Below are 18,744 nucleotides of genomic sequence, written 5' to 3'. Positions count from 1 at the left end.
AGATGCTACTAGTATAATGAAGGCAATAACCATTTGTGAAATGAGGACATACAATGCCAATCTACAACAAACTTATCCGAGATCGCATCCTAGAAATCATCGAAAAAGATGGTAAGACCTATGATATGGAGATGCTATCTAAAGAACGTCATGCAGAAGAGATTAAAGCGAAGCTGACAGAAGAAGTGCAGGAGTATCAAGCAACTCAAAACAACCATGATGCACTAGAAGAACTCGCAGATATTCTGGAGTTGGTTCATGCTGCTCTTCCCCTACATAATGCAACATACGAACAGTTGGAAGAAGTGCGCGTTAAGAAGAAGGAAAAACGTGGCGGATTTGATAAAGGGATTTATTTGATTGAGGTGCATGATGACTGAGATTCGGTTCATCACACAAAACCTAGTCTCGAATTTGGAACAGCAATTAGAACAAGCTACGACTGTCTACTGGATTACTGCATTTGCAATGAAGTCGGGTGTGGACCTGGTACTTCCTAGTTTAGTAGATGCCGCAAAGCGTGGAGCAGACATAAAACTTTTAGTGGGCGATTATTTATCGATTACGCAGCCAGAAGCTTTGCGACGGTTAATTGATGCAGTGCCAGAAGCAGAAGTACGCATTTATCAGAGCCATGGACTTTCCTTTCACCCAAAAGCGTATTTGTTCCGAAATACTACAGAGAATACATTGATTGTTGGATCTTCCAACCTTTCAAAATCTGCGCTGACAAACGGAATTGAATGGAGTCTTTCTGTGCCAACACCACTTGAAGAACCACTCTTTGAAGAAGCTGCAACTGAATTCATGCGTCTGTTTTATCACCCTCAAACTCTACCTATGAATTCTGAAACTTTTCTTTTATATGAAGCTAAGTACAACGAAAACAATAAGGCCATGCCACTCAGTTCTCTCTGGGCAAACCAAGATGAGATTGAAGTGATGTTTGGAACAGACGGAACAGATCATGAGCCTGTCTTGATTGAAACGAACGAAATTTATTCAACAGATGTCACTCCCCGTCCAGCACAGGAATTGGCGTTGAAAGCTCTAGAGGAGTCAATGGAGGAAGAGTACGATAAGGCTCTTGCCGTTATGGCGACGGGTTTAGGCAAGACGTATCTTGCTGCTTTTTTCGCAGAACGTTTCAAACGTGTTCTCTTCGTCGCACATAGAGAAGAAATTTTGTATCAAGCACGTGACTCTTTCCAACATGTTCATAATTCGAAGAAGACCGGACTTTACAATGCAACAAATAAAGACATAGAAGCAGATTTCTTGTTTGCTTCAGTAGCTACACTTAGTCAAGAACACCATCTAGCTAAGTTCCAATCCGAAGAATTTGATTTGATTGTTGTTGATGAGTTCCACCACGCGACAGCCCCAAGTTATATGCGCATCATCAATCATTTCAAACCTAGATTTTTATTAGGCATCACTGCCACACCTCACCGATTAGACAATAGTGATGTATTCGGGATTTGTGATGGGAATGTCGCTATTACAATTAACTTCTTAGATGCCATTCAAAAACAATGGCTGGCCCCTTTTAAGTATTTTGGAGTTTATGACGATACGGATTATAGTCAATTACGTTGGGTTGGAACTGGCTATGCGGAGGAAGATCTTGCTCGAGTTCAGCTCCATGAGTCGATGGCAGAAATGATTTTCTCAGAGTGGCAATCAAAGAAACAGACGCGTACAATCGGATTCTGTTCTTCCGTTCGCCAAGCCCAGTTTTTAGCAAACTACTTCAAACAACAAGGCATTCATGCGATTAGTCTAGATGCCAAGTCGGACCCAGATGTACGGAAAAGTGCGCGACAAAAGTTAAACGATGGAGAGCTCGAAATTATCTTTACAGTAGACCTTTTCAATGAAGGGGTAGATATCCCAAAGGTAGATACACTTCTATTTGTTCGGCCTACCGAATCTCTCGCTGTCTTCACCCAACAAATCGGACGTGGTTTGCGTCTGGCTGATGGAAAAGATCATTGCGTGATTATCGATTTGATTGGTAACTATAGAAATGCAGATTTAAAGTGGCGGGTTTTTTCTCCGGAAGATAGTACTGCTAAGGGTGTTGCAAACATTGCGGATGCACTACCTATGGATTGTGAAATTCATCTAGACACGCAAGTAGTAGACCTTGTTCAACATATGATTCGCAAATATAGAAAACCAAAAGATGTTCTGCTATCTCATTACTATGAATTGAAAGCGGATCTCGGTCGCCGTCCAACCTATCTTGAATTTCATTTGCAAACACCCGTGGATACTCTATCTATTAGAAGAGAATTTGGTTCCTATTTTAATTTAATACAAGAAGCTGGCGATTTAAGTACTCATGAAGAGCGAATCTTGAGAGACTACCAAGCTTGGTTGGTTGAAGTAGAAAAGACTAGTATGACTAAGAGTTATAAAATGACTCTTCTTCACTGTATGCTGCAGCGAGGCCCATCTGAATGGTATAAACCAATCTTAGCTGAAGAAGTAGCCCAATGCTTTTACGAATTTCTTTGGGGGAAGAAATTCCGACGTGATATCGATTTCACACCTGCCCAGCAAATTAAATTTTCAAGGTTTGACCAACAGAAAGTCGCCAAGCATGTCGAAGACAACCCAATGAAGTTTTGGAGTGGCAAAGTTGATGGCTTAGTGAGATTTGAAAACAAAGAGTTCTGGTTTGATTTTGATGTAGCAGCTGAGGATCAAGAGATTTTATTTCAGTGGACTAAGGAGATTTGTGAGTTTCGGTTGCATTGGTACTTTGAGAGGAAGGCAAAAAGATTAAATTAGACTAATAATGCCCTTTCTACTATTCGCTAAATACATTCTTAAAAAACAATTAAGATTTAATATAGTTACGATACTTGTTATTTGAGAGGATGCTAGAGTCTATTAATTAGTAAGAAGAAGCTAAACTTCTAAAAGAAGTTTGGCTTTTGGTCTTGGACTAGAAATGATTACTGAAACCAATGAGCGAAAAGCTCCGTAAACAAGTTATACATTCAATATAGAAAGGAGCCCCAAAATGTCCGGAGCCTTAATCAATCTTCTAGTGATCATTCCCCTTCTCATCCTAGCCGTCTACCTCTCGCAAGGAAAAGGAGCCTTTTTGATTGCAGGGTACAACACCATGCCCAAGGAAGAGAAAGCGAATTATGATGAATTGGCACTGTGCAAGTTCATGAGTAAGATCCTGTACGGCATCAGCTTTAGTTTGGTGTTGTTGTCACTGAGTGAATGGCTGGAGATGCCTCTGCTTATTTGGGTTGGAATCGCATTAATGATAGGACTAATTGTTTTTACGCTTGTGTATTCAAATACGGGGAATCGTTTCCGTCAGCAGTAGATCCAGCTCAGTTGCGAGCTGGATTTTTATTTATCGTAAAATAAACTGGAAATATAAAGGATTAAAGTTTACTTTACTTTTTGATAAGTTTACTTTATTATCGAAAGTAAGAGGTGAAGCAGATGAAAAATGAGGTGGGCGATTCGATTGCCAATAAGGTCTATGAACACCGGGTTCTTGCCAAACTGACGCAGGCAGAGCTTGGGAAGGCTGTTGGGGTATCGAAGCAAACGATTTTTGTTATGGAAAAAGGTAATTATGTGCCGTCGCTGCTCTTGGCTTTCCGGATTGCTGATTTTTTCAAGGTGGAAATCGGGGATATTTTTACGTATGTAAAGGGGATGGATGAGAAATGAGGATAGATCACGTAGGGGCATTTATTTTTTCTCCGCTGATGGACTGGGCCGAGCAATCGAATGCGAATTTTAATATGGTACTGATGGCGAGCTTAGGGCTTTTACTTTTGGGAGCCGCACTCATCACGGTTTACTATTACCGGATCGGGAAGCCTGATGAGCGGACGAATCAAATTTATTTGAAGAGCACGTTCGTCTTGCTAGGTGCTGTAATTCTAGGAGATTTTATTCTGCCAAAAGAAGAAATGTGGACGATTTTCTTTGTACTCAAGTATGGGGTGGCATTTGTCGCTACTGGTGTATACTTGGCGATGCAATATAAGCGGGAGTTTGCGGGGTAATCAAAAAAACATGTTGGATATGTAGACTTGTCATGAATAACCCTTATAGTCTTGATATTTTCTCCAACTATGGATAAGTATTTCATAGGTTACATTCTTATATCATCTTAGTGTACAACGTTTTTTGAATCACTTAGAGGGAATGTATAAGGTGTACCACAAATTAAGGGATTGGAGGAATCGTACATGGCAAATCGAAAGGATGATCAGAAAATCCGTCGTGAAGAAGCCGGACGTAAAGTCGGCGAAGACACTTCGTACAATCCTGATCAAATCATTCATGAGGAGCTTGACGAAAAAGGCGGTCAGATTAGTTCTTCAAGCCACTCCACTAACCATTCATCAGACGACGTGACATGGAGCAAAGAGGATGTTGCTCGTAAAGGTAAAAAACCTGACCAAAGCGGAATCAACTCCTCCGGCTCGTAATTCAATAGATACATGGGAGAAGGCGTTGGTGCCTTCTCTTTTTAATTATTTAAAGCCTTGTCAATCCTGTCAGCCTCTTTCCGGAGTTGCATGTAATAGATGAGCCAGACGATCTAATAAAAAGACCTGTTACGTGTAAGTGCATTGATAATTTGGTTTTTCTTTGAAATGAAGAAGAAGTTTTATTGGCGAAAGTTCGTGTGCGTATTTTCAGCGCTACTCTTTGGGAACCTGCTTCCAACGATTCCTGTCTCTATTTAAAATTGGATTTTACTGGAGGCATTTGGATGTGGTGCCTATCATGGCGAAAGCGCTTTGGGTTTTGACGATAGCGTCCATCTTGCTCAATATAACGCCAATCTTTTTAGAGCGAGTCTATAAACGAACTTAATATCAAGTTAGTAAAAAGGTGCGTACGCTATGTACACACCTTTTTTAACTATTCAAACTGTATGTATAGTACTCCTGCGCATGGTGGACTTTGAACCCAACAGACTCGTACAAGCGCAGTGCATGCGCGTTTGTCGCTTCGACCTCTAAATGGACCGAGTATCCTGCTTCACTTTGGTCTTTCACAACCCTGCGAAGGACATTGCGGCCGATTCCTTTTCCTTGGTGTTCAGGTAAAATTGCAAACCCGTAGATCCACGCTTGGTCTTCTTCTCGCTTCACGCGCACTTTCCCAACCGGTTCTCCTTCCACCTCAATCATCCACAAATCTGTGTCCGGTTCCGCGGTGATGCGTCCTTCTGTTGCGAGTGAATCTTCCCGTGTCAGTCCAAATGCTTTGATATCCAGTTGCACACGAAGTTCTCTATCTCTGTCTTCCGCAGGTCGCAGTGTAAACCCTGTTGCTTCCGGTAATTCAACTGGCTGCCACTGCATTTGATGTTCAGTGAACGAGTAGATAGCTCCTTTCATTTGTAAGAATGCTTTTGCTGCTTCAGAAGAAGCCGGTGCATTCATTAAGATTTTTGTGAATCCGAGTTTCGATACGGTCGACATCACTTCATCAAACAGGCGTGTAAAATGACCCTCACGACGAGAGTTCGGCTTTACCATTCCTGTGACTTCTACAGTAGACCCAAAACCATAGAGCCCAAGAAACGCTACGAGTTCGTCGTTTTCATAATGGAGAAAATCATACTCATTGGATTCTCGATCTTCGAGCATCTCCCAGTTCAGTTTCATCTCAAGGTGGTCATGAGCTTCCACTTCTTTTTGCAATGCCTTGATGGCTTTTAATTCTTCCAGCGTCCTCATGGTGTCTTTCCTCCTTGTTTCCATCTCACTAGTTCTTGCAAAACGCTGTTTTCACGTTCGATGTAGAAATTCTTAAACGGGTCGATGGGAATCGCCTTGTTCGCTTCAATCGCTGCTTCTGGCGTGATCCATACTCTATGAAAACCTTCTCGTATTTCCTTTTCTGTTAACTTTACGGGCTGTTGTTCCCATGAGTTCAAATGGACATTGTAATACGGAGACCTTAAGTGATACCAAGCGCCTTTTTGAATCCGGTCGGGGTGCGCTTGTACGGCCTGGCCTGCCAGTTCCCGAATCACGAAATCTGTATATCCTGTCTCTTCAATCAGCTCTCGTGCAAGTGCCTGCTTGTCACTCTCTCCTGCCTCCACACCTCCCCCAGGAAACTTGTAGTCTCCGCGGTTCGATTTCATCATAAGTAAGTTCTGACCATTCCAGATGATTGCGCGAACTCCGGTGCGGGAAATCACTTTTACATTTGCCGGAATAGAATTTCCCAACGTAATTTCAAATTTAGTAGTAGTTTTCATAGTTGCATTCCTTCCCTATGACCTGGTCTCAAGTTCCCCGTGGAACAACTAGTCATTTAAATTGGCTGGTTGTAAATTAATGATTTTCACGAGTTGTTCGTTCATTTCCTGGGCAGATGCTTCGAAACCATGTTGATACCAGTGCAAAATCATCCCGATGATCGCATTCGCTTGATAGGCACAATACAAATCTCGTTGAATCTCGGGCTGATTCCAGGAAGTCGCATGGTCATTTAAAAATAAGGTCCGTACTTCATCAAACAGCAGGTAGTAATACAAAAGAGGCACTCGCTTAGACAATACAATGGTATAAAAAGATTCGTAGTTCTTAATGTGATGGAAAATCCGGATAGTGGACGGATCCAATTCTGATGTCTTCAAAACAGATACATGGCGGTACGGCTCTTCATAGGATTTTGCGAGGTCCGCTGTGATTTCCCGGAAGTATTCCTCGAACACATCATTGATTTCTTGGTAATGAAGATAAAACGTTCCGCGGTTAATCTTGGCTTGTTGGCAAAGTTCTGTAATGGTAATTTTTTCGAGCGGCTTTATTTCTAACAATGCAACTAGTCCTGCATGCAAGGCATCTTTTGTTTTGAGAACACGTAGATCCGTTTTCATTTTTTGTTCACTTCCTCCTCGACACATTTATGCGTTTTGTTCATTAGTAAACAAAATCTTATTTTTTGATTATTGTGGCAATTTATTGTTCCTAGTATACTTTTTATTAAACAGGTGTTCAATAATTATCTTAAAATAAGACTGGGGAGGACACACACATGCGTTTACAAGACAAAGTGGCCATCGTAACAGGCGCTGCTTCCGGAATGGGGAAAGCGATTGCGGAAGCGTATGCAAAACAAGGAGCAAAAGTCGTAGTCTCAGATTTGAATGGTGAAGGTGCTGAGGCAGTAGCAAAAGCGATTCAAGAAAGCGGTGGCGAAGCATTTTCGATTCAAACGAACGTGGCAGAGAGTGCAGATCTGGATGAATTGTTCGAAGAAACCGTTGCGAACTATGGGCATCTTGATATTCTCGTGAACAACGCGGGCATCATGGATGGCATGGAACCTGTTGGGGAAATTGAAGACGCACGGTGGGACCGCGTATTCGCAGTCAACACGACAGCTGTCATGCGGGCATCTCGTTTAGCAGTGAACCACTTCTTAGAACGCGGTCATGGTGTAATTATCAACAATATTTCAGTCGGCGGATTGTACGGAGCACGTGCCGGGGCTGCTTATGCGGCATCGAAACATGCGGTCGTTGGTCTAACGAAAAATACAGCGTTTATGTATGCGAATAAAAACATTCGGTGCAATGGTATCGCTCCAGGTGGCGTCGAGACTAATATCGGTTCTTCGATGACAAGCTTGAGCGAGTACGGAATGGGTCGTCAGCAACTTGGAATGGCTATCAATCCGCGTATGGGCAAACCAGAAGAAATTGCGCAACTTGCGGTGTTCTTAGGGTCAGACGAGTCGAGCTTTGTAAACGGACAAGTCATTGCAGCAGATTCTGGTTGGACGGCTTACTAATTTATAGTCACTTTCACCAACCTTCAGAGGTTTTCTGGGGGTTGGTTTTTTGTTTGTAAAGATCTTTCTAGCAAGATCTTTGAGCAAATTAAGGTTTGTGCCCTCAGTCATATTATGAAAACTAATTCGTCCTACTCCTACCAAAAAAGCACCGAACCCTAAAAGATTCGGCGCTCTGCTTCCCTATTTTCCTGCTTGTCGCTCATAATTTCGGATGTGCATACTATTCCCTCGCACCATACCGAACTTTTCATAATAGGCGACTAAATCATCGTCGCAAGCTAAATCAATCATATAGAGGTGACGCAGTTCTGCAAACATTCGCTTCACTAGTTCTTTTCCAATCCCTTGGTCTTTATAAGATGGAGTCACTTCTAGAAATGGAATATAGGCAGACAATACGCCGTCACTTACGGCTGTGATGAAGCCAACCACGCGGTCTGTATCCGGTTCGATTGCGATCACGGCATGGCTACTGTTTTGTAAGAGCTTCACGTGTGTTTCCGCGCTCGGCGGGCTCGGCCATCCCTCAAAGAATTCCGCGAGCTGCTCGGGTTGTAGTGCATCGACATTTGTAGAATAGTTCATTGTTTCTCTCTCCTTTTCATTGACCTCTGAAAACGAGTGGGAATCAATTGTACAACAACATAACTTCTCCTACTTTCTTTTTAAATCGTTTGTTTTCCTTATGTTACCATATAGCAATCCCTTGTCGACCCTATTCCTCAAATAAGTATGCTATTATCTAAGTAATCAAACAATTCAAGGAGGCTCATCATGAATTTAGGACTGACAGATAAAGTGGCACTCATTACGGGTGGTAGTAAAGGTATTGGATTCCAGACAGCTCTTGATCTTTCTGCTGAAGGTGCGCATGTCGCAATCGTAGCACGTAGCGAAGAACATTTGCAGAAAGCCAAGGACGAAATTAAGGAGAAGACAGGACGTGAGGTACTTACTATTTCTGCGGATGTCTCGCAAGAAAGTGAGTGTAAACGTGCAGTGGACGAGGCAGTCGCACACTTTGGGAAGTTACATATTTTAGTTAACAACGCAGGTACTGCAGCGGCAAAGGCGTTTGAAGATGTCGACGGTGAAGCGTGGCAGAATGACTTGGACCTTAAGCTTGGTGGAACCATCCACTGTTCCCGTTACGCAATCCCACACATGAAAGAACAAGGAGGCGGGGCTATCGTCAATTTGGCAGCAGTCGTAGCAAAGACGCCTCCAGCAAGCAGTCTCCCCTCTTCCGTCAGTCGTTCAGCCGGTCTTGCACTGACACAGGCGATGAGTAAAGATCTTGGCAAGCACAATATTCGCGTGAATGCTGTATGTATCGGTTTGATCCGCAGTGACCAGATTGAAAAAATGTGGCAAAACAATCGCCCAGACCTTACATGGGATGAGTTCTCGCATGAGACCGGTAAAGGCATCCCGCTCGGCCGAATCGGTGACACTCAGGAAGCTTCTAACGTTATCACCTTCCTCGTCTCAGACGCTGCTTCTTATGTTACGGGCACGTCTGTCAACATTGATGGTGGTTCTGGAAACGCTCTATAAAAAAATGACCCCTGGATTTGTCTCAAACACTAAGGATACTTACTTAGTCATGAGACAACCCCAGGGGTCTAAGTTTTATTAACTCTTCGCTTCCCTCAAGTAACGCGGATAGGCAAGTAGAGCTAGTGTACTGCAGGCAATTCCAAATCCGACGAGGACTGCAAGCGACTGCCATACGTCCATAAGCGTACCGTTGTCGAGAATCACTGTCTTATACCCTTCAAGTGCCCAGTAATGTGGTAAAAAACGCGCGATGTTTTGCATGACGTCGGGCATAAACTCTACAGGCATCCAAAGACCCCCAAGCATCGCTCCCCCAAGTGCAATGACCTGAGTCAACGCGATTCCCATATTTTCTGTTTTTGCTAGCACGGCCATGGCCATCCCACAACCTGTCGCTACAAAAGCAAGCCCTATAGAAAGTGCTAGAAGAGAAAGAGGATCACCAAGAGGCAAGTCATATACCACTACGCCAAACGTGAACAATACAACGATTTGAAGCAACACAACCGCAACAAACGGCAGCCATTTTCCTGCAAAATAGTCGAGGCGGCGGATAGGTGTACTCGCAAGTCGAGCAGCCATTCCGCTATCTCGGTCTTTGATGAATGCAACAACGATAGAAATCATGATATAGAACGAAAACATCACTGTGTAGCCCGGAACTATTTGAACTACTAACTGCTCAGGTTCCGCCCCCATGCTTTCTCCGAAAAGCGTGATAAACCCTACAATGAAAATGACTGGCAGTAGGAATGTCCAAAACCATAATCCTTTGTCTTTCGTCTTCTTTTTCAATTCTAAAAGAGCAATGGCTGTCATGATGCCCCCTCCATTCCCGTATCTCGTAAGGATGTTCCTGTTAAGCGAATGAAAATATCTTCTAGTCGTGCTTGGCTGAGCTCTAAACGCTCAGGCAAGACGGCTTGTGAAGCAAACGAACGTGCAAGCTGCTCTAAAGTTTCCAGAGGCTCATCGCTGACAATACTGAACCCTGCACCTTGTTCCTTGAGTGAAGGAAACCCTTGCAACACTTCAGCAGTTACTTGTTTTCCTTCAACATAAATCGACGAATGATGGTGACGTCCCAACACTTCCTGCATAGGCCCATGCTCTACAACCTTCCCTTGATCAATGAATCCGATCGCATCACAGAGTTGCTCTACCTCTTCCATATAATGACTAGAATAAATCAATGTCTTGCCTTCATTTTTCAACGAATGGATCAACTCAAATATCGCTCTTCGTGACTGCGGGTCTACGCCAACAGTCGGTTCATCTAAGATGATGATGTCTGGGTCATGCAACAACGCACAGCCAATATTCAAACGGCGCTTCATTCCACCTGAAAATGTGGAAACGCTAGATTTTTCCCGGTCCTCTAATCCTATTTTACGGAGTACTTCCGTAATCCGTTTGGATAACTGAGATTTTGAGAGTCCATACAGTCTTCCAAATAAGAGCAGGTTATCTCGTGCCGTTAGCGTTTCCTCTAAGCATATGTCTTGAGGTACATAGCCAATCCGACGTTTGATAGCTAGGCGGTTATGATGAAATGTGGCGTTATCGAGCAGTACTTCTCCTTCGTACTCTTCTAAAATACCGACTAAGATTTTCATCAGTGTCGACTTCCCTGCACCATTTGGCCCGACCAAACCGAAGCAAGTTCCTTTTGCGATTGTTAGTTCCACGTCTTGAAGAGCACAGTGTGTACCATAGCTTTTCTTCACGTTTTGGATGTGAATCATTCAACTTCCTCCCTATCTACGTTTTTGAAGAGACTGATTCATGCGTCTTTCTAGCTGTTTGAAATAGCTGTACCAGCCGAACCAGTTCAGAATGTAGGTGCCTGTGAAATATAACCACCCAATGAGAAGAGATTGCGGATGTAGCGGTATCCATCCTGTCAGCCATGTGAATACGGGGAACAAGATGATAAGGGAAGCAGTGTAATGAACTAGTGTCTGTTTCAACATGCTCCATTCATCAATCTCAAACAAAAGAGCAGAAACGCTAAAGTAAGCACCAATCAGCATGCTTCCAAAGAGGTTTAATGCAATCAGTCTTGTTGAAACTTCATCTGTGCTGTCGTAAAGAAAGACGATCACAAGCAGTGTCAGCAGTCCACCAACCCCAAACCCTCCAAAGATTCGAATCATCAACTTACTTATCACGACTTCCACCTCCTTCGACAAGTTGGTTACGTAGATGGTGCACGTAGCTTCGTGTCACATATTCTTTATTACCAGACTTGAAGAATACACAAAGATTGCCGTTAAAGGACAATTCGAAACGATCAATCAAGTCTAAGTTTCCGATGACGGATTTGGAGAACCGAATAAAGCCATGGTTCCCTAAAAACTCCTCTAATTCATAAAGTTTCAGCTTAAGTTCGAGTGTTCCTTCTACAGTCTGGGCAAACACTTTACGGTTAGCTGAGTAAACGAAGTCGATATCCTGTGGCTGCAAAATAATGGACCGTTCGCCATCAGTCGCAACAAGTCGTTTGGGAGCAGAATCTGATTTCTCCAACTCTTTCAAATGGCGTACGATCGCTTCGACTTCAGCTGTCCACTCATTAGCTTGAATAGTAATCACAGGTGTGTCCTCATGTTGAGGATCAATGTCAATTTTGATTTTCATTGGGCCTCCCTTTCTTGTTCTTAGTGTAGGTCAGTTTATGTAATGGGCGACAAAGATAGGGCCAACATGCTTTAAATCGTGCATAACATGACCCGTTTGGTGTGTGAAACGTAACTTTCTATTCAAGTATATAAAAAAAAAGACCCCTAAAGTTGGGTCACTTCTAAGTTTACTTAGCGCGTGAGACAACCCCAAGGGTCTACATTTATCAAATTAGATTAAGCTGTTTTTACTGTAAAGTCGACATCGACGTTGTTGCGGATTGCGTTAGAGAATGGGCAGATTTTATGTGCTTCTTCTACCAACACTTCTGCTGTTTCTTGATCCGTCCCTTGGATAGTGATTATCATTTCGACTGACAATTGATACCCCGCATCGCCTTTATTTAACGATACGTGCGACGTGATTTCAGAACCTGAGATCTGTGCTTTCTTTTGCATCGCTACAATATTCAATGCAGAGTCAAAACAAGCTGAGTATGCACCTGCAAACAATTCTTCAGGTGTTGTCTTACCTGTCATGTCGGCACCTGGCATTGGCATTCCCAAGTTCAAGTCATATGTTCCGCTCTCTGAAGCAACGCGGCCTTGGCGTCCTCCGACAGCTGTAGCAGTTGATGTAAATAGTTTTTGCATAGTGGTTCCTCCTCTAATTTTTTGGTATAATTAAGTTGTACACAATTTAATTTTACACAACTAAATAACACTTGCAACTAATATGCATAAGGAGGAATGGTTTATGGATGCTCTTCATCTTTCGAATCAACTCTGCTTCCCGTTTTATGCGGTATCCAAAGAAATCACCAAGCGCTACCGGCCGTTACTCGAACCTTTGCAGCTAACCTATCCTCAATATCTTGTGATGCTCGTACTGTGGGAGACCGATCAACTATCTTTAAAAAAAATTGGTGAACGGCTCCATCTTGATTCAGGTACCCTTACACCGCTAGTCAATAAACTTATTTCACAAGGTTACATCGAAAAAGCACGGAACCCCCACGACGAACGCCAACTCGTTATTCAACTGACACCTACTGGACGCGCGTTACAACATGATGCAGCGGATATTCCAGCAAAACTTGCTGAGGTTCTCGGTCTCACGGAACAACAGTACTCTGCTTATCAAAAAATGCTTACTGACCTTTCTATGAAGTTTGGGTTAAGTGACGCGACATGTTAATCTTTATTATTCTTCCCAGGGAAGATTTCAAAACAAGAGTTAACTTAATATATGAAATCTTCCCTGGGAACTTCTTTCTATGGTAAAATATCCTATAAATCCATAAGAAAAGAGGAATAGTATGCCCCCTAAAAGAAAGCTGCATCCCAATGCTTTTTACCATGTGACCATTCACGGCCACCACCAGCTCCCCATCTTTCAAACTCTACAAGACAAGCACTGTTTCCTTAAAATTCTTCAAGAAGTCCATCAAAAGTATAAGTACACGCTCATCAGTTACTGCATTATGTCCAATCATTATCACCTCTTAATTCGCCCCAATGAAACACCGCTCTCAAAAATTATCGCCTCAATTAACCATCGCTATAGCATGTCCTATAAGAGACGCTACCTCCATAAAGGAACCATTTACGATGATCGCTATTTTTCCGCTCCCTTACTTACTTCACAAGCCATTTTGAATACCAGTGTATATATTCATTGCAACCCTATTCATACAAAGGTTCCTATGGTTACGTCTTTAGAACACTACCTGTTCAGTTCCTATCCCTATTACTACAATGAAGATTTATTTCCCCCTTCATTTTTGGAAGTGGATAGCCTATACAAGCATTTACCGAGCTATTTACCACCCAACTTTCAAAGCTATCAATTCTTCATCAACCGACCTAAGCAAATTAAAAGACGCATGACGAGAAATAGTACGCTTTCTTATTCTTCCCAGAGAAGATTTCAAAACAAGAGTTAACTTAAGATATGAAGTCTTCCCTGGGAACTTTTTTATAAGATATGAAGTCTTCCCTGGGAACTTTTTTATAGGAGCTTCTATATTTCCCTATTCGCATAGTCATAGTAATCCCTCTAGTAAGAAAGTCCCTAGCTCTACGTTTTACGAAATATTTTTTATTTTATAGGTCTATGGATAGTCATTTAGACCTTAAACCGGAAAGTGGTGTTCTTGTATCAAAATAACCATATTTTTTTCTGATAATAGTATAATAATTTCGACTTTACCTGTTACTATAAAAGAGATGATACATATCGTTGCCACTCTCATAGACTCATTCTGAAACTGTTAGGAGGTTCGTAACATGTCACAAGACCACTCGAGGTATTCTCGTCTCGCCAACATCACGAAAATGATCAACATGAAGCTCGACTTGCGTGAAGTCATGGAACAAGTCACACTCGCCATCTCTGAAGAAATTATGCGCTGCGATTCAGTCGGTATCTACATGCCCCAACCAGACGGCACATTCCGAGGATACGTCGGGAAACCGGAAGTCATCAATGGCCGGACTTTGGATATGCACGTCATCGATACAGACTATGACCTGTTGGCAAAAGAAGTGATTGAAACGAAAAAAACAATTTATATTCCAGACACCTCGCGCGACAACCGACCGGACCCACGAGCTGTAGAAGCTTTCCAAATCAAGTCTTTGCTCGCCCTCCCTATCTCATTTGAAGGTGAACTATTTGGGCTCGTCTTCCTATTTGACTATGGTATTCCAATGAATCTGACAGAGGATGAAATCCAAGCGGTAGAAGCCTACGTCAACATGGCGGCTGTAGCTATCCAAAATGCATCAAATTTGGCGCGTAAAGAGATGCTACTGAACGAAAAGCAGTTGCTTCTTGACGTCTCGAAAGACTTATCGATGTATACCACCCTTCAAGAATGTTTTGATAGCTGCTTCTTCTATATTCAAAAAGTCTTAAACAATCCAAACATCGGCGTTCATCTATTCGACCCAATAGCTAAAAAACGAATCAAACCAGCTAAACTTAGTAAAGAAAGTGACTGGACCGAAGAAAAATGGCTTGAAACCCATAATGAATTGGATGTCGATGACAGTAATGACGTTCTAATGCAAGAAGTCATTGAAAAGAAAGCGTACATCTACATTCCCGATGTCTCGATTGATGATCGACCCAACCATGATGTCTGTAGAAATTTTGGAATCCGCGGCCTTGTCATGTTCCCTCTCATTACAATGGGAGAGGTGTTAGGGCAAATCTCAGTTGTCACACTAGAAGATAATGTCCCACCATACAATGAGACGCAACTGCAACTGGCTCAATCCATTATCGATACGACAGCTTCCGCCTTGTCTCACTTACTTTATATGGAGAAGCAAGAGATCTTGATTGAAGAACGTACGTCTGAAGTGCTTGAGAAAAACAAAGAGCTTGAAGAAGTCGTTTCAGAACTGAAACATTTGAGCCGGGAAAAAGAATTGATTTTGAACTCAGCTGGAGAGGGAATCTTTGGTTTAGATTTATACCGGAATATCACATTCTGTAACCCTGCTGGTGCAGCCATGCTTGGGTACACATCTGAAAGTGAATTGATTGGCAAACCTGTGAAGCTTATTACAAATGGGCAAGCGATGGATCGATCAGATAACGCGTCTGCGTATCCAGATACGTACTTTGAAGAGTACCAAGAATTTTATAGAAAAGATTGTTCTCGATTCCCTGTTGAGTATGTAACGTCACTTATCAAAGAGAATGACAAAGTGGTCGGTGAAGTTGTCACATTCAAAGACATCACACAGCGTAAACAGCTTGAGGAGAAAATCAAATACTATGCGTATTTTGATAGTCTCACTGACCTACCAAACCGTGTCTTGTTGATGGATCGCCTGACGCAGGGCTTGAAGTATGCAAAGAAAAACGGAGAAAAAGCAGCGGTTCTTTTTTTAGACCTCGACCGTTTCAAACTAGTCAATGACTCGCTTGGTCACAGTTATGGTGACTTGCTGTTAAAAGAAGTAGCACAGCGTCTAATGACTTGTGTGCCAGAAGGAGCCACGGTCTCGCGTCAAGGTGGCGATGAATTCACGATTTTCTTACCGCTAGTTAAAGAGGACAGTGACATTTTAAAAGTTATTAAGTGCATTGATGCCGTATTCGTCGATTCATTTAAACTCAACGAACACGAGATGCATATTAAGACGAGTATCGGCATTGCCTTATTCCCAGAAAACGGGGATACGGCAGAAATTCTGATTAAAAATGCGGATACGGCGATGTACAAATCCAAAGAGCGGCCGGGTACAAGCTTCCATTTCTTTAGTGAAGAGATGGATATTCGTTCGTATGAATCAATCAAGCTCGAAAATGATTTATACCGTGCCATCGAAAAAGAAGAACTGTTTATTCATTACCAGCCACAAATCGACTACCGCAATAATGAAATCGTTGGTGTAGAAGCCTTATTACGCTGGAAACATCCAGAGTATGGTTTGATTCCACCAGACCGCTTTATCCCGCTTGCAGAAGAAACTGGTTTGATTGTACAGATTGGGGATTGGGTCCTTCGCCGTGCATGTCAGCAATTAAAAAAATGGCATGATGAAGGCTTTGCATTACCACGTTTATCAGTAAACTTATCAGTTCACCAATTTGAGCAAACGGATCTATTTGGCAGTATTAAGAAGATTTTGAACGAGACCGGTCTTGATCCAAGTTTTCTCGAGCTTGAACTGACAGAAAACCTGATTGTGAAAAATACCGAATTAACGCTCGAAACAATGAAACAACTGAAAGAGTATGGCATCAAGATAGCGATTGATGACTTCGGAACCGGTTATTCATCTCTTGGGTATTTGCGCAACTTGCCAATTTCGAAGTTAAAGATCGATAAATCCTTTGTCGACCAGATGTTAGTCGATGATGCCGCCATTACGAATACGATCATTACACTTGCCAAGAACTTGAACTTGGAAGTTATCGCAGAAGGTGTAGAAACGAAAGAGCAAGCGGACTATCTACTTGAACAAGACTGCGTTTTGATGCAGGGATATTATTTTAGTCGTCCGCTCGATGCAGAGACTTTAACGAACAAATACGTATAAGTGAGGAGATCGATGATGAAAGCAGCACGTCTCGTATTAGAGTATTTGAAACAAAATGGGGTTAACCACATCTTTGGAATTCCGGCCGGTTCGGTCAATGCCTTCTTTGATGAGTTGACACAAATGGATGACATCACGCCAGTCGTCACAAAACACGAAGGCGCTGCCGGGTACATGGCTGCCGCTTACGCAAAGTATACGAATCATTTAAGTGTCGCCATTGCATGTAGTGGTCCAGGTGGAACAAACCTCGTGACAGGTGCGGCGAATGCGATGCGTGAACACCTTCCTGTTGTGTTTTTAACAGGCGCAGTTCCCGTCAGTACAATCGGTTTAAATGCTTCGCAGGAATTGGATGCTGCTCCTATCTTCCAACCTGTCACAAAATATAGTGTAGCTGTAAACGACGTGAAAGATGTCGTGGCTGAAATCACAAAAGCTGTAGAAATCGCACTTTCTGGTGTACCTGGTCCTGTACACGTAGCACTTCCAATCGATGTGCAGCACCAGCAAGTCCCAGACGCGACACTTCCTGCTCCTGCAAAACGCAGCTTGATTACACCAGAGGCAGAGACTTTAGCTCGCGTGGCAGATGAATTGATTGCACGTGATACTGGCTATATCTTGGCTGGACAAGGAATCCGTGGGGCTGTTGATTCTGTAATTGAGCTTGCGGAAACACTGGGTTGGCCAATCGTGACGACTCCTCAAGCAAAAGGCTATATTCCAACAGATCACCCACTTCTGGTTGGTGTGTACGGTTTTGCAGGACATGAAGCGGCTTCTGAGCTAGTTGCTTCAGGAAATGCACGCAATGTCGCCCTGATCATCGGGTCAAGCCTTGGTGAGACCGCGACGAACAATTACAATGCATCCATTACTGCAGACCGTTTCACTGTCCAACTTGATTTTGATGCGTCGGTTTTCAATCGTAAGTATGAAGTCGACGAAGCTTTGCTCGGGGATATCACATTAAGTGTTCCTGCTCTTGTGGAAGCTGTAAAAGCGAAGAAACAAGATAGTACAACTAGTTTATCTGTGAACAAGCAAGCCCCATCAACAGGAGGAGACGACTACACGACAAAGAACGTGTTGATTGCTCTTCAAGAAGCACTCCCTGCATCGACACGCTACACAATCGATATCGGCGAATTCATGTCTTATATGATCAATCACCATCAAGTAAAAGAGTCGTATACGTATGAAATTAATGTTCACTTTGGTGCGATGGGAAGCGGAATCGGCTCGGCAATCGGCTCAAAGCTTGCAGAACCAGAACGTCCTGTCGTCTGCATCACAGGTGACGGTTGCTTCTTCATGCATGGAATGGAATTGCTGACGGCAAAAGAACACAACTTGCCAATTCTGTTTGTCATCATGAACAATGCACGCCTTGGTATGGTCTATCACGGCCACAACCTGCAGTTCAAACGTACGCATACGTCATTTGAACAAGAGCCTGTGAATATCAGTGCAATGGCAGCTGCCATGGGCATTCCAAATCACCGCGTGACGGAGATGACCGACTTTACACCTGAAAAAGTGAATGAACTGTTGAATCACGGAGGGCCTGCAGTGCTTGAAGTCTTTTTACAAGACAATAGCACACCACCCATGGGCGACCGCGTGAAGTTCTTGTCTTCTTTCGGTAAATAAATTTATGTAAAAATCCCTGACTCTTCGC

General features: G+C 42.9%; 21 protein-coding genes. 12 read left to right on the top strand and 9 right to left on the bottom strand.

Annotated elements, in window-relative coordinates:
* Positions 1-53: 53 nt before the first annotated feature.
* The 6 genes from ACF3OH_RS00440 (at position 54) to ACF3OH_RS00415 (ending at position 4,481) form a co-directional block, all read left to right on the top strand.
* Positions 54-380: a nucleoside triphosphate pyrophosphohydrolase gene (locus tag ACF3OH_RS00440; protein WP_342527210.1), complete on the top strand. Its 327-nt coding sequence runs from the start codon at positions 54-56 to the stop codon at positions 378-380.
* Positions 373-2,799, top strand: coding sequence for a DEAD/DEAH box helicase family protein (locus ACF3OH_RS00435; protein WP_392455305.1), 2,427 nt, complete (start codon positions 373-375; stop codon positions 2,797-2,799). The genes ACF3OH_RS00440 and ACF3OH_RS00435 overlap by 8 nt, the downstream gene beginning before the upstream one ends.
* 235 nt (positions 2,800-3,034) lie before the next feature.
* The gene (locus tag ACF3OH_RS00430) at positions 3,035-3,355 is read left to right on the top strand and encodes a DUF3784 domain-containing protein (RefSeq protein ID WP_392455304.1); all 321 of its coding nucleotides are present in this window, start codon (positions 3,035-3,037) and stop codon (positions 3,353-3,355) included.
* Positions 3,356-3,477: 122 nt separating this feature from the next.
* Positions 3,478-3,711, top strand: coding sequence for a helix-turn-helix transcriptional regulator (locus tag ACF3OH_RS00425; RefSeq protein ID WP_204590024.1), 234 nt, complete (start codon positions 3,478-3,480; stop codon positions 3,709-3,711).
* A complete protein-coding gene (locus ACF3OH_RS00420; protein WP_392455303.1) occupies positions 3,708-4,052 on the top strand; it encodes a DUF2178 domain-containing protein in 345 nt (114 codons plus the stop codon). The genes ACF3OH_RS00425 and ACF3OH_RS00420 overlap by 4 nt, the downstream gene beginning before the upstream one ends.
* Before the next feature lie 186 nt (positions 4,053-4,238).
* Positions 4,239-4,481, top strand: coding sequence for a hypothetical protein (locus tag ACF3OH_RS00415; RefSeq protein WP_392455302.1), 243 nt, complete (start codon positions 4,239-4,241; stop codon positions 4,479-4,481).
* Positions 4,482-4,916: 435 nt separating this feature from the next.
* On the opposite strand, the gene ACF3OH_RS00410 is transcribed toward ACF3OH_RS00415, so the two are convergent.
* Genes ACF3OH_RS00410 through ACF3OH_RS00400 form a run of 3 tightly spaced genes read right to left on the bottom strand, consistent with a single transcriptional unit; the run spans position 4,917 to position 6,898 of the window.
* Entirely contained in the window at positions 4,917-5,744 is an 828-nt protein-coding gene (locus tag ACF3OH_RS00410; protein ID WP_392455301.1) for a GNAT family N-acetyltransferase, read from the bottom strand.
* Positions 5,741-6,274 (bottom strand): NUDIX domain-containing protein, encoded by a 534-nt coding sequence (locus tag ACF3OH_RS00405; RefSeq protein WP_342527227.1) that lies wholly within the window; start codon positions 6,272-6,274, stop codon positions 5,741-5,743. Before ACF3OH_RS00405 ends, ACF3OH_RS00410 begins: the two co-directional genes overlap by 4 nt.
* Positions 6,275-6,322: 48 nt before the next feature.
* Positions 6,323-6,898, bottom strand: coding sequence for a TetR-like C-terminal domain-containing protein (locus ACF3OH_RS00400; protein ID WP_392455299.1), 576 nt, complete (start codon positions 6,896-6,898; stop codon positions 6,323-6,325).
* Between the two features lie 158 nt (positions 6,899-7,056).
* Between ACF3OH_RS00400 and ACF3OH_RS00395 the strand changes: the two genes are divergently transcribed.
* Entirely contained in the window at positions 7,057-7,815 is a 759-nt protein-coding gene (locus tag ACF3OH_RS00395; RefSeq protein ID WP_392455298.1) for a glucose 1-dehydrogenase, read from the top strand.
* 183 nt (positions 7,816-7,998) lie between these two features.
* Here ACF3OH_RS00395 and ACF3OH_RS00390 read toward each other — a convergent pair whose 3' ends face one another.
* Positions 7,999-8,403 carry a GNAT family N-acetyltransferase gene (locus tag ACF3OH_RS00390; RefSeq protein WP_392455296.1) on the bottom strand — a complete coding sequence of 135 codons (405 nt, stop codon included), beginning with the start codon at positions 8,401-8,403 and terminating at the stop codon, positions 7,999-8,001.
* A gap of 189 nt (positions 8,404-8,592) precedes the next feature.
* On the opposite strand from ACF3OH_RS00390, the gene ACF3OH_RS00385 reads away from it, so the two are divergent.
* Positions 8,593-9,375, top strand: a complete 783-nt coding sequence (locus ACF3OH_RS00385) for an SDR family NAD(P)-dependent oxidoreductase (RefSeq protein ID WP_204590015.1) — start codon at positions 8,593-8,595, stop codon at positions 9,373-9,375.
* Positions 9,376-9,453: 78 nt separating this feature from the next.
* Here ACF3OH_RS00385 and ACF3OH_RS00380 read toward each other — a convergent pair whose 3' ends face one another.
* From ACF3OH_RS00380 to ACF3OH_RS00360, 5 genes are all read right to left on the bottom strand, one after another.
* A complete protein-coding gene (locus tag ACF3OH_RS00380; RefSeq protein WP_392455295.1) occupies positions 9,454-10,197 on the bottom strand; it encodes an ABC transporter permease in 744 nt (247 codons plus the stop codon).
* The gene (locus tag ACF3OH_RS00375; RefSeq protein ID WP_392455294.1) at positions 10,194-11,123 is read right to left on the bottom strand and encodes an ABC transporter ATP-binding protein; all 930 of its coding nucleotides are present in this window, start codon (positions 11,121-11,123) and stop codon (positions 10,194-10,196) included. Before ACF3OH_RS00375 ends, ACF3OH_RS00380 begins: the two co-directional genes overlap by 4 nt.
* Before the next feature lie 12 nt (positions 11,124-11,135).
* Positions 11,136-11,549: a DUF3021 domain-containing protein gene (locus tag ACF3OH_RS00370; protein ID WP_392455293.1), complete on the bottom strand. Its 414-nt coding sequence runs from the start codon at positions 11,547-11,549 to the stop codon at positions 11,136-11,138.
* Positions 11,539-12,018, bottom strand: a complete 480-nt coding sequence (locus tag ACF3OH_RS00365) for a LytTR family DNA-binding domain-containing protein (protein ID WP_392455292.1) — start codon at positions 12,016-12,018, stop codon at positions 11,539-11,541. Before ACF3OH_RS00365 ends, ACF3OH_RS00370 begins: the two co-directional genes overlap by 11 nt.
* Positions 12,019-12,236: 218 nt before the next feature.
* The gene (locus ACF3OH_RS00360) at positions 12,237-12,653 is read right to left on the bottom strand and encodes an Ohr family peroxiredoxin (protein WP_392455290.1); all 417 of its coding nucleotides are present in this window, start codon (positions 12,651-12,653) and stop codon (positions 12,237-12,239) included.
* Between the two features lie 103 nt (positions 12,654-12,756).
* Here ACF3OH_RS00360 and ACF3OH_RS00355 point away from each other — a divergent pair, with 103 nt between their 5' ends.
* From ACF3OH_RS00355 to ACF3OH_RS00340, 4 genes are all read left to right on the top strand, one after another.
* A complete protein-coding gene (locus ACF3OH_RS00355; protein WP_392455289.1) occupies positions 12,757-13,197 on the top strand; it encodes a MarR family winged helix-turn-helix transcriptional regulator in 441 nt (146 codons plus the stop codon).
* A 121-nt stretch (positions 13,198-13,318) separates the two neighbouring features.
* Positions 13,319-13,945: a transposase gene (locus tag ACF3OH_RS00350; RefSeq protein WP_392455287.1), complete on the top strand. Its 627-nt coding sequence runs from the start codon at positions 13,319-13,321 to the stop codon at positions 13,943-13,945.
* Between the two features lie 343 nt (positions 13,946-14,288).
* The gene (locus ACF3OH_RS00345; RefSeq protein ID WP_392455286.1) at positions 14,289-17,060 is read left to right on the top strand and encodes an EAL domain-containing protein; all 2,772 of its coding nucleotides are present in this window, start codon (positions 14,289-14,291) and stop codon (positions 17,058-17,060) included.
* A gap of 15 nt (positions 17,061-17,075) precedes the next feature.
* Positions 17,076-18,716, top strand: coding sequence for a thiamine pyrophosphate-binding protein (locus ACF3OH_RS00340; protein WP_392455284.1), 1,641 nt, complete (start codon positions 17,076-17,078; stop codon positions 18,714-18,716).
* The last annotated feature ends 28 nt before the right edge of the window (positions 18,717-18,744 follow it).

The sequence above is a fragment of the Chryseomicrobium aureum genome (genome assembly GCF_043182735.1).
Lineage (GTDB): Bacteria > Bacillota > Bacilli > Bacillales_A > Planococcaceae > Chryseomicrobium > Chryseomicrobium aureum.
Note: the sequence above shows the minus strand (reverse complement) of the source record. Positions and strands in the feature narration are given on the sequence as shown.

Coding starts and splice junctions, on each gene's coding strand:
- ACF3OH_RS00440 (WP_342527210.1), top strand. CDS start 54: ATGCCAATCTACAACAAACTTATCCGAGATCGCATCCTAGAAATCATC.
- ACF3OH_RS00435 (WP_392455305.1), top strand. CDS start 373: ATGACTGAGATTCGGTTCATCACACAAAACCTAGTCTCGAATTTGGAA.
- ACF3OH_RS00430 (WP_392455304.1), top strand. CDS start 3,035: ATGTCCGGAGCCTTAATCAATCTTCTAGTGATCATTCCCCTTCTCATC.
- ACF3OH_RS00425 (WP_204590024.1), top strand. CDS start 3,478: ATGAAAAATGAGGTGGGCGATTCGATTGCCAATAAGGTCTATGAACAC.
- ACF3OH_RS00420 (WP_392455303.1), top strand. CDS start 3,708: ATGAGGATAGATCACGTAGGGGCATTTATTTTTTCTCCGCTGATGGAC.
- ACF3OH_RS00415 (WP_392455302.1), top strand. CDS start 4,239: ATGGCAAATCGAAAGGATGATCAGAAAATCCGTCGTGAAGAAGCCGGA.
- ACF3OH_RS00410 (WP_392455301.1), bottom strand. CDS start 5,744: ATGAGGACGCTGGAAGAATTAAAAGCCATCAAGGCATTGCAAAAAGAA.
- ACF3OH_RS00405 (WP_342527227.1), bottom strand. CDS start 6,274: ATGAAAACTACTACTAAATTTGAAATTACGTTGGGAAATTCTATTCCG.
- ACF3OH_RS00400 (WP_392455299.1), bottom strand. CDS start 6,898: ATGAAAACGGATCTACGTGTTCTCAAAACAAAAGATGCCTTGCATGCA.
- ACF3OH_RS00395 (WP_392455298.1), top strand. CDS start 7,057: ATGCGTTTACAAGACAAAGTGGCCATCGTAACAGGCGCTGCTTCCGGA.
- ACF3OH_RS00390 (WP_392455296.1), bottom strand. CDS start 8,403: ATGAACTATTCTACAAATGTCGATGCACTACAACCCGAGCAGCTCGCG.
- ACF3OH_RS00385 (WP_204590015.1), top strand. CDS start 8,593: ATGAATTTAGGACTGACAGATAAAGTGGCACTCATTACGGGTGGTAGT.
- ACF3OH_RS00380 (WP_392455295.1), bottom strand. CDS start 10,197: ATGACAGCCATTGCTCTTTTAGAATTGAAAAAGAAGACGAAAGACAAA.
- ACF3OH_RS00375 (WP_392455294.1), bottom strand. CDS start 11,123: ATGATTCACATCCAAAACGTGAAGAAAAGCTATGGTACACACTGTGCT.
- ACF3OH_RS00365 (WP_392455292.1), bottom strand. CDS start 12,018: ATGAAAATCAAAATTGACATTGATCCTCAACATGAGGACACACCTGTG.
- ACF3OH_RS00360 (WP_392455290.1), bottom strand. CDS start 12,653: ATGCAAAAACTATTTACATCAACTGCTACAGCTGTCGGAGGACGCCAA.
- ACF3OH_RS00355 (WP_392455289.1), top strand. CDS start 12,757: ATGGATGCTCTTCATCTTTCGAATCAACTCTGCTTCCCGTTTTATGCG.
- ACF3OH_RS00350 (WP_392455287.1), top strand. CDS start 13,319: ATGCCCCCTAAAAGAAAGCTGCATCCCAATGCTTTTTACCATGTGACC.
- ACF3OH_RS00345 (WP_392455286.1), top strand. CDS start 14,289: ATGTCACAAGACCACTCGAGGTATTCTCGTCTCGCCAACATCACGAAA.
- ACF3OH_RS00340 (WP_392455284.1), top strand. CDS start 17,076: ATGAAAGCAGCACGTCTCGTATTAGAGTATTTGAAACAAAATGGGGTT.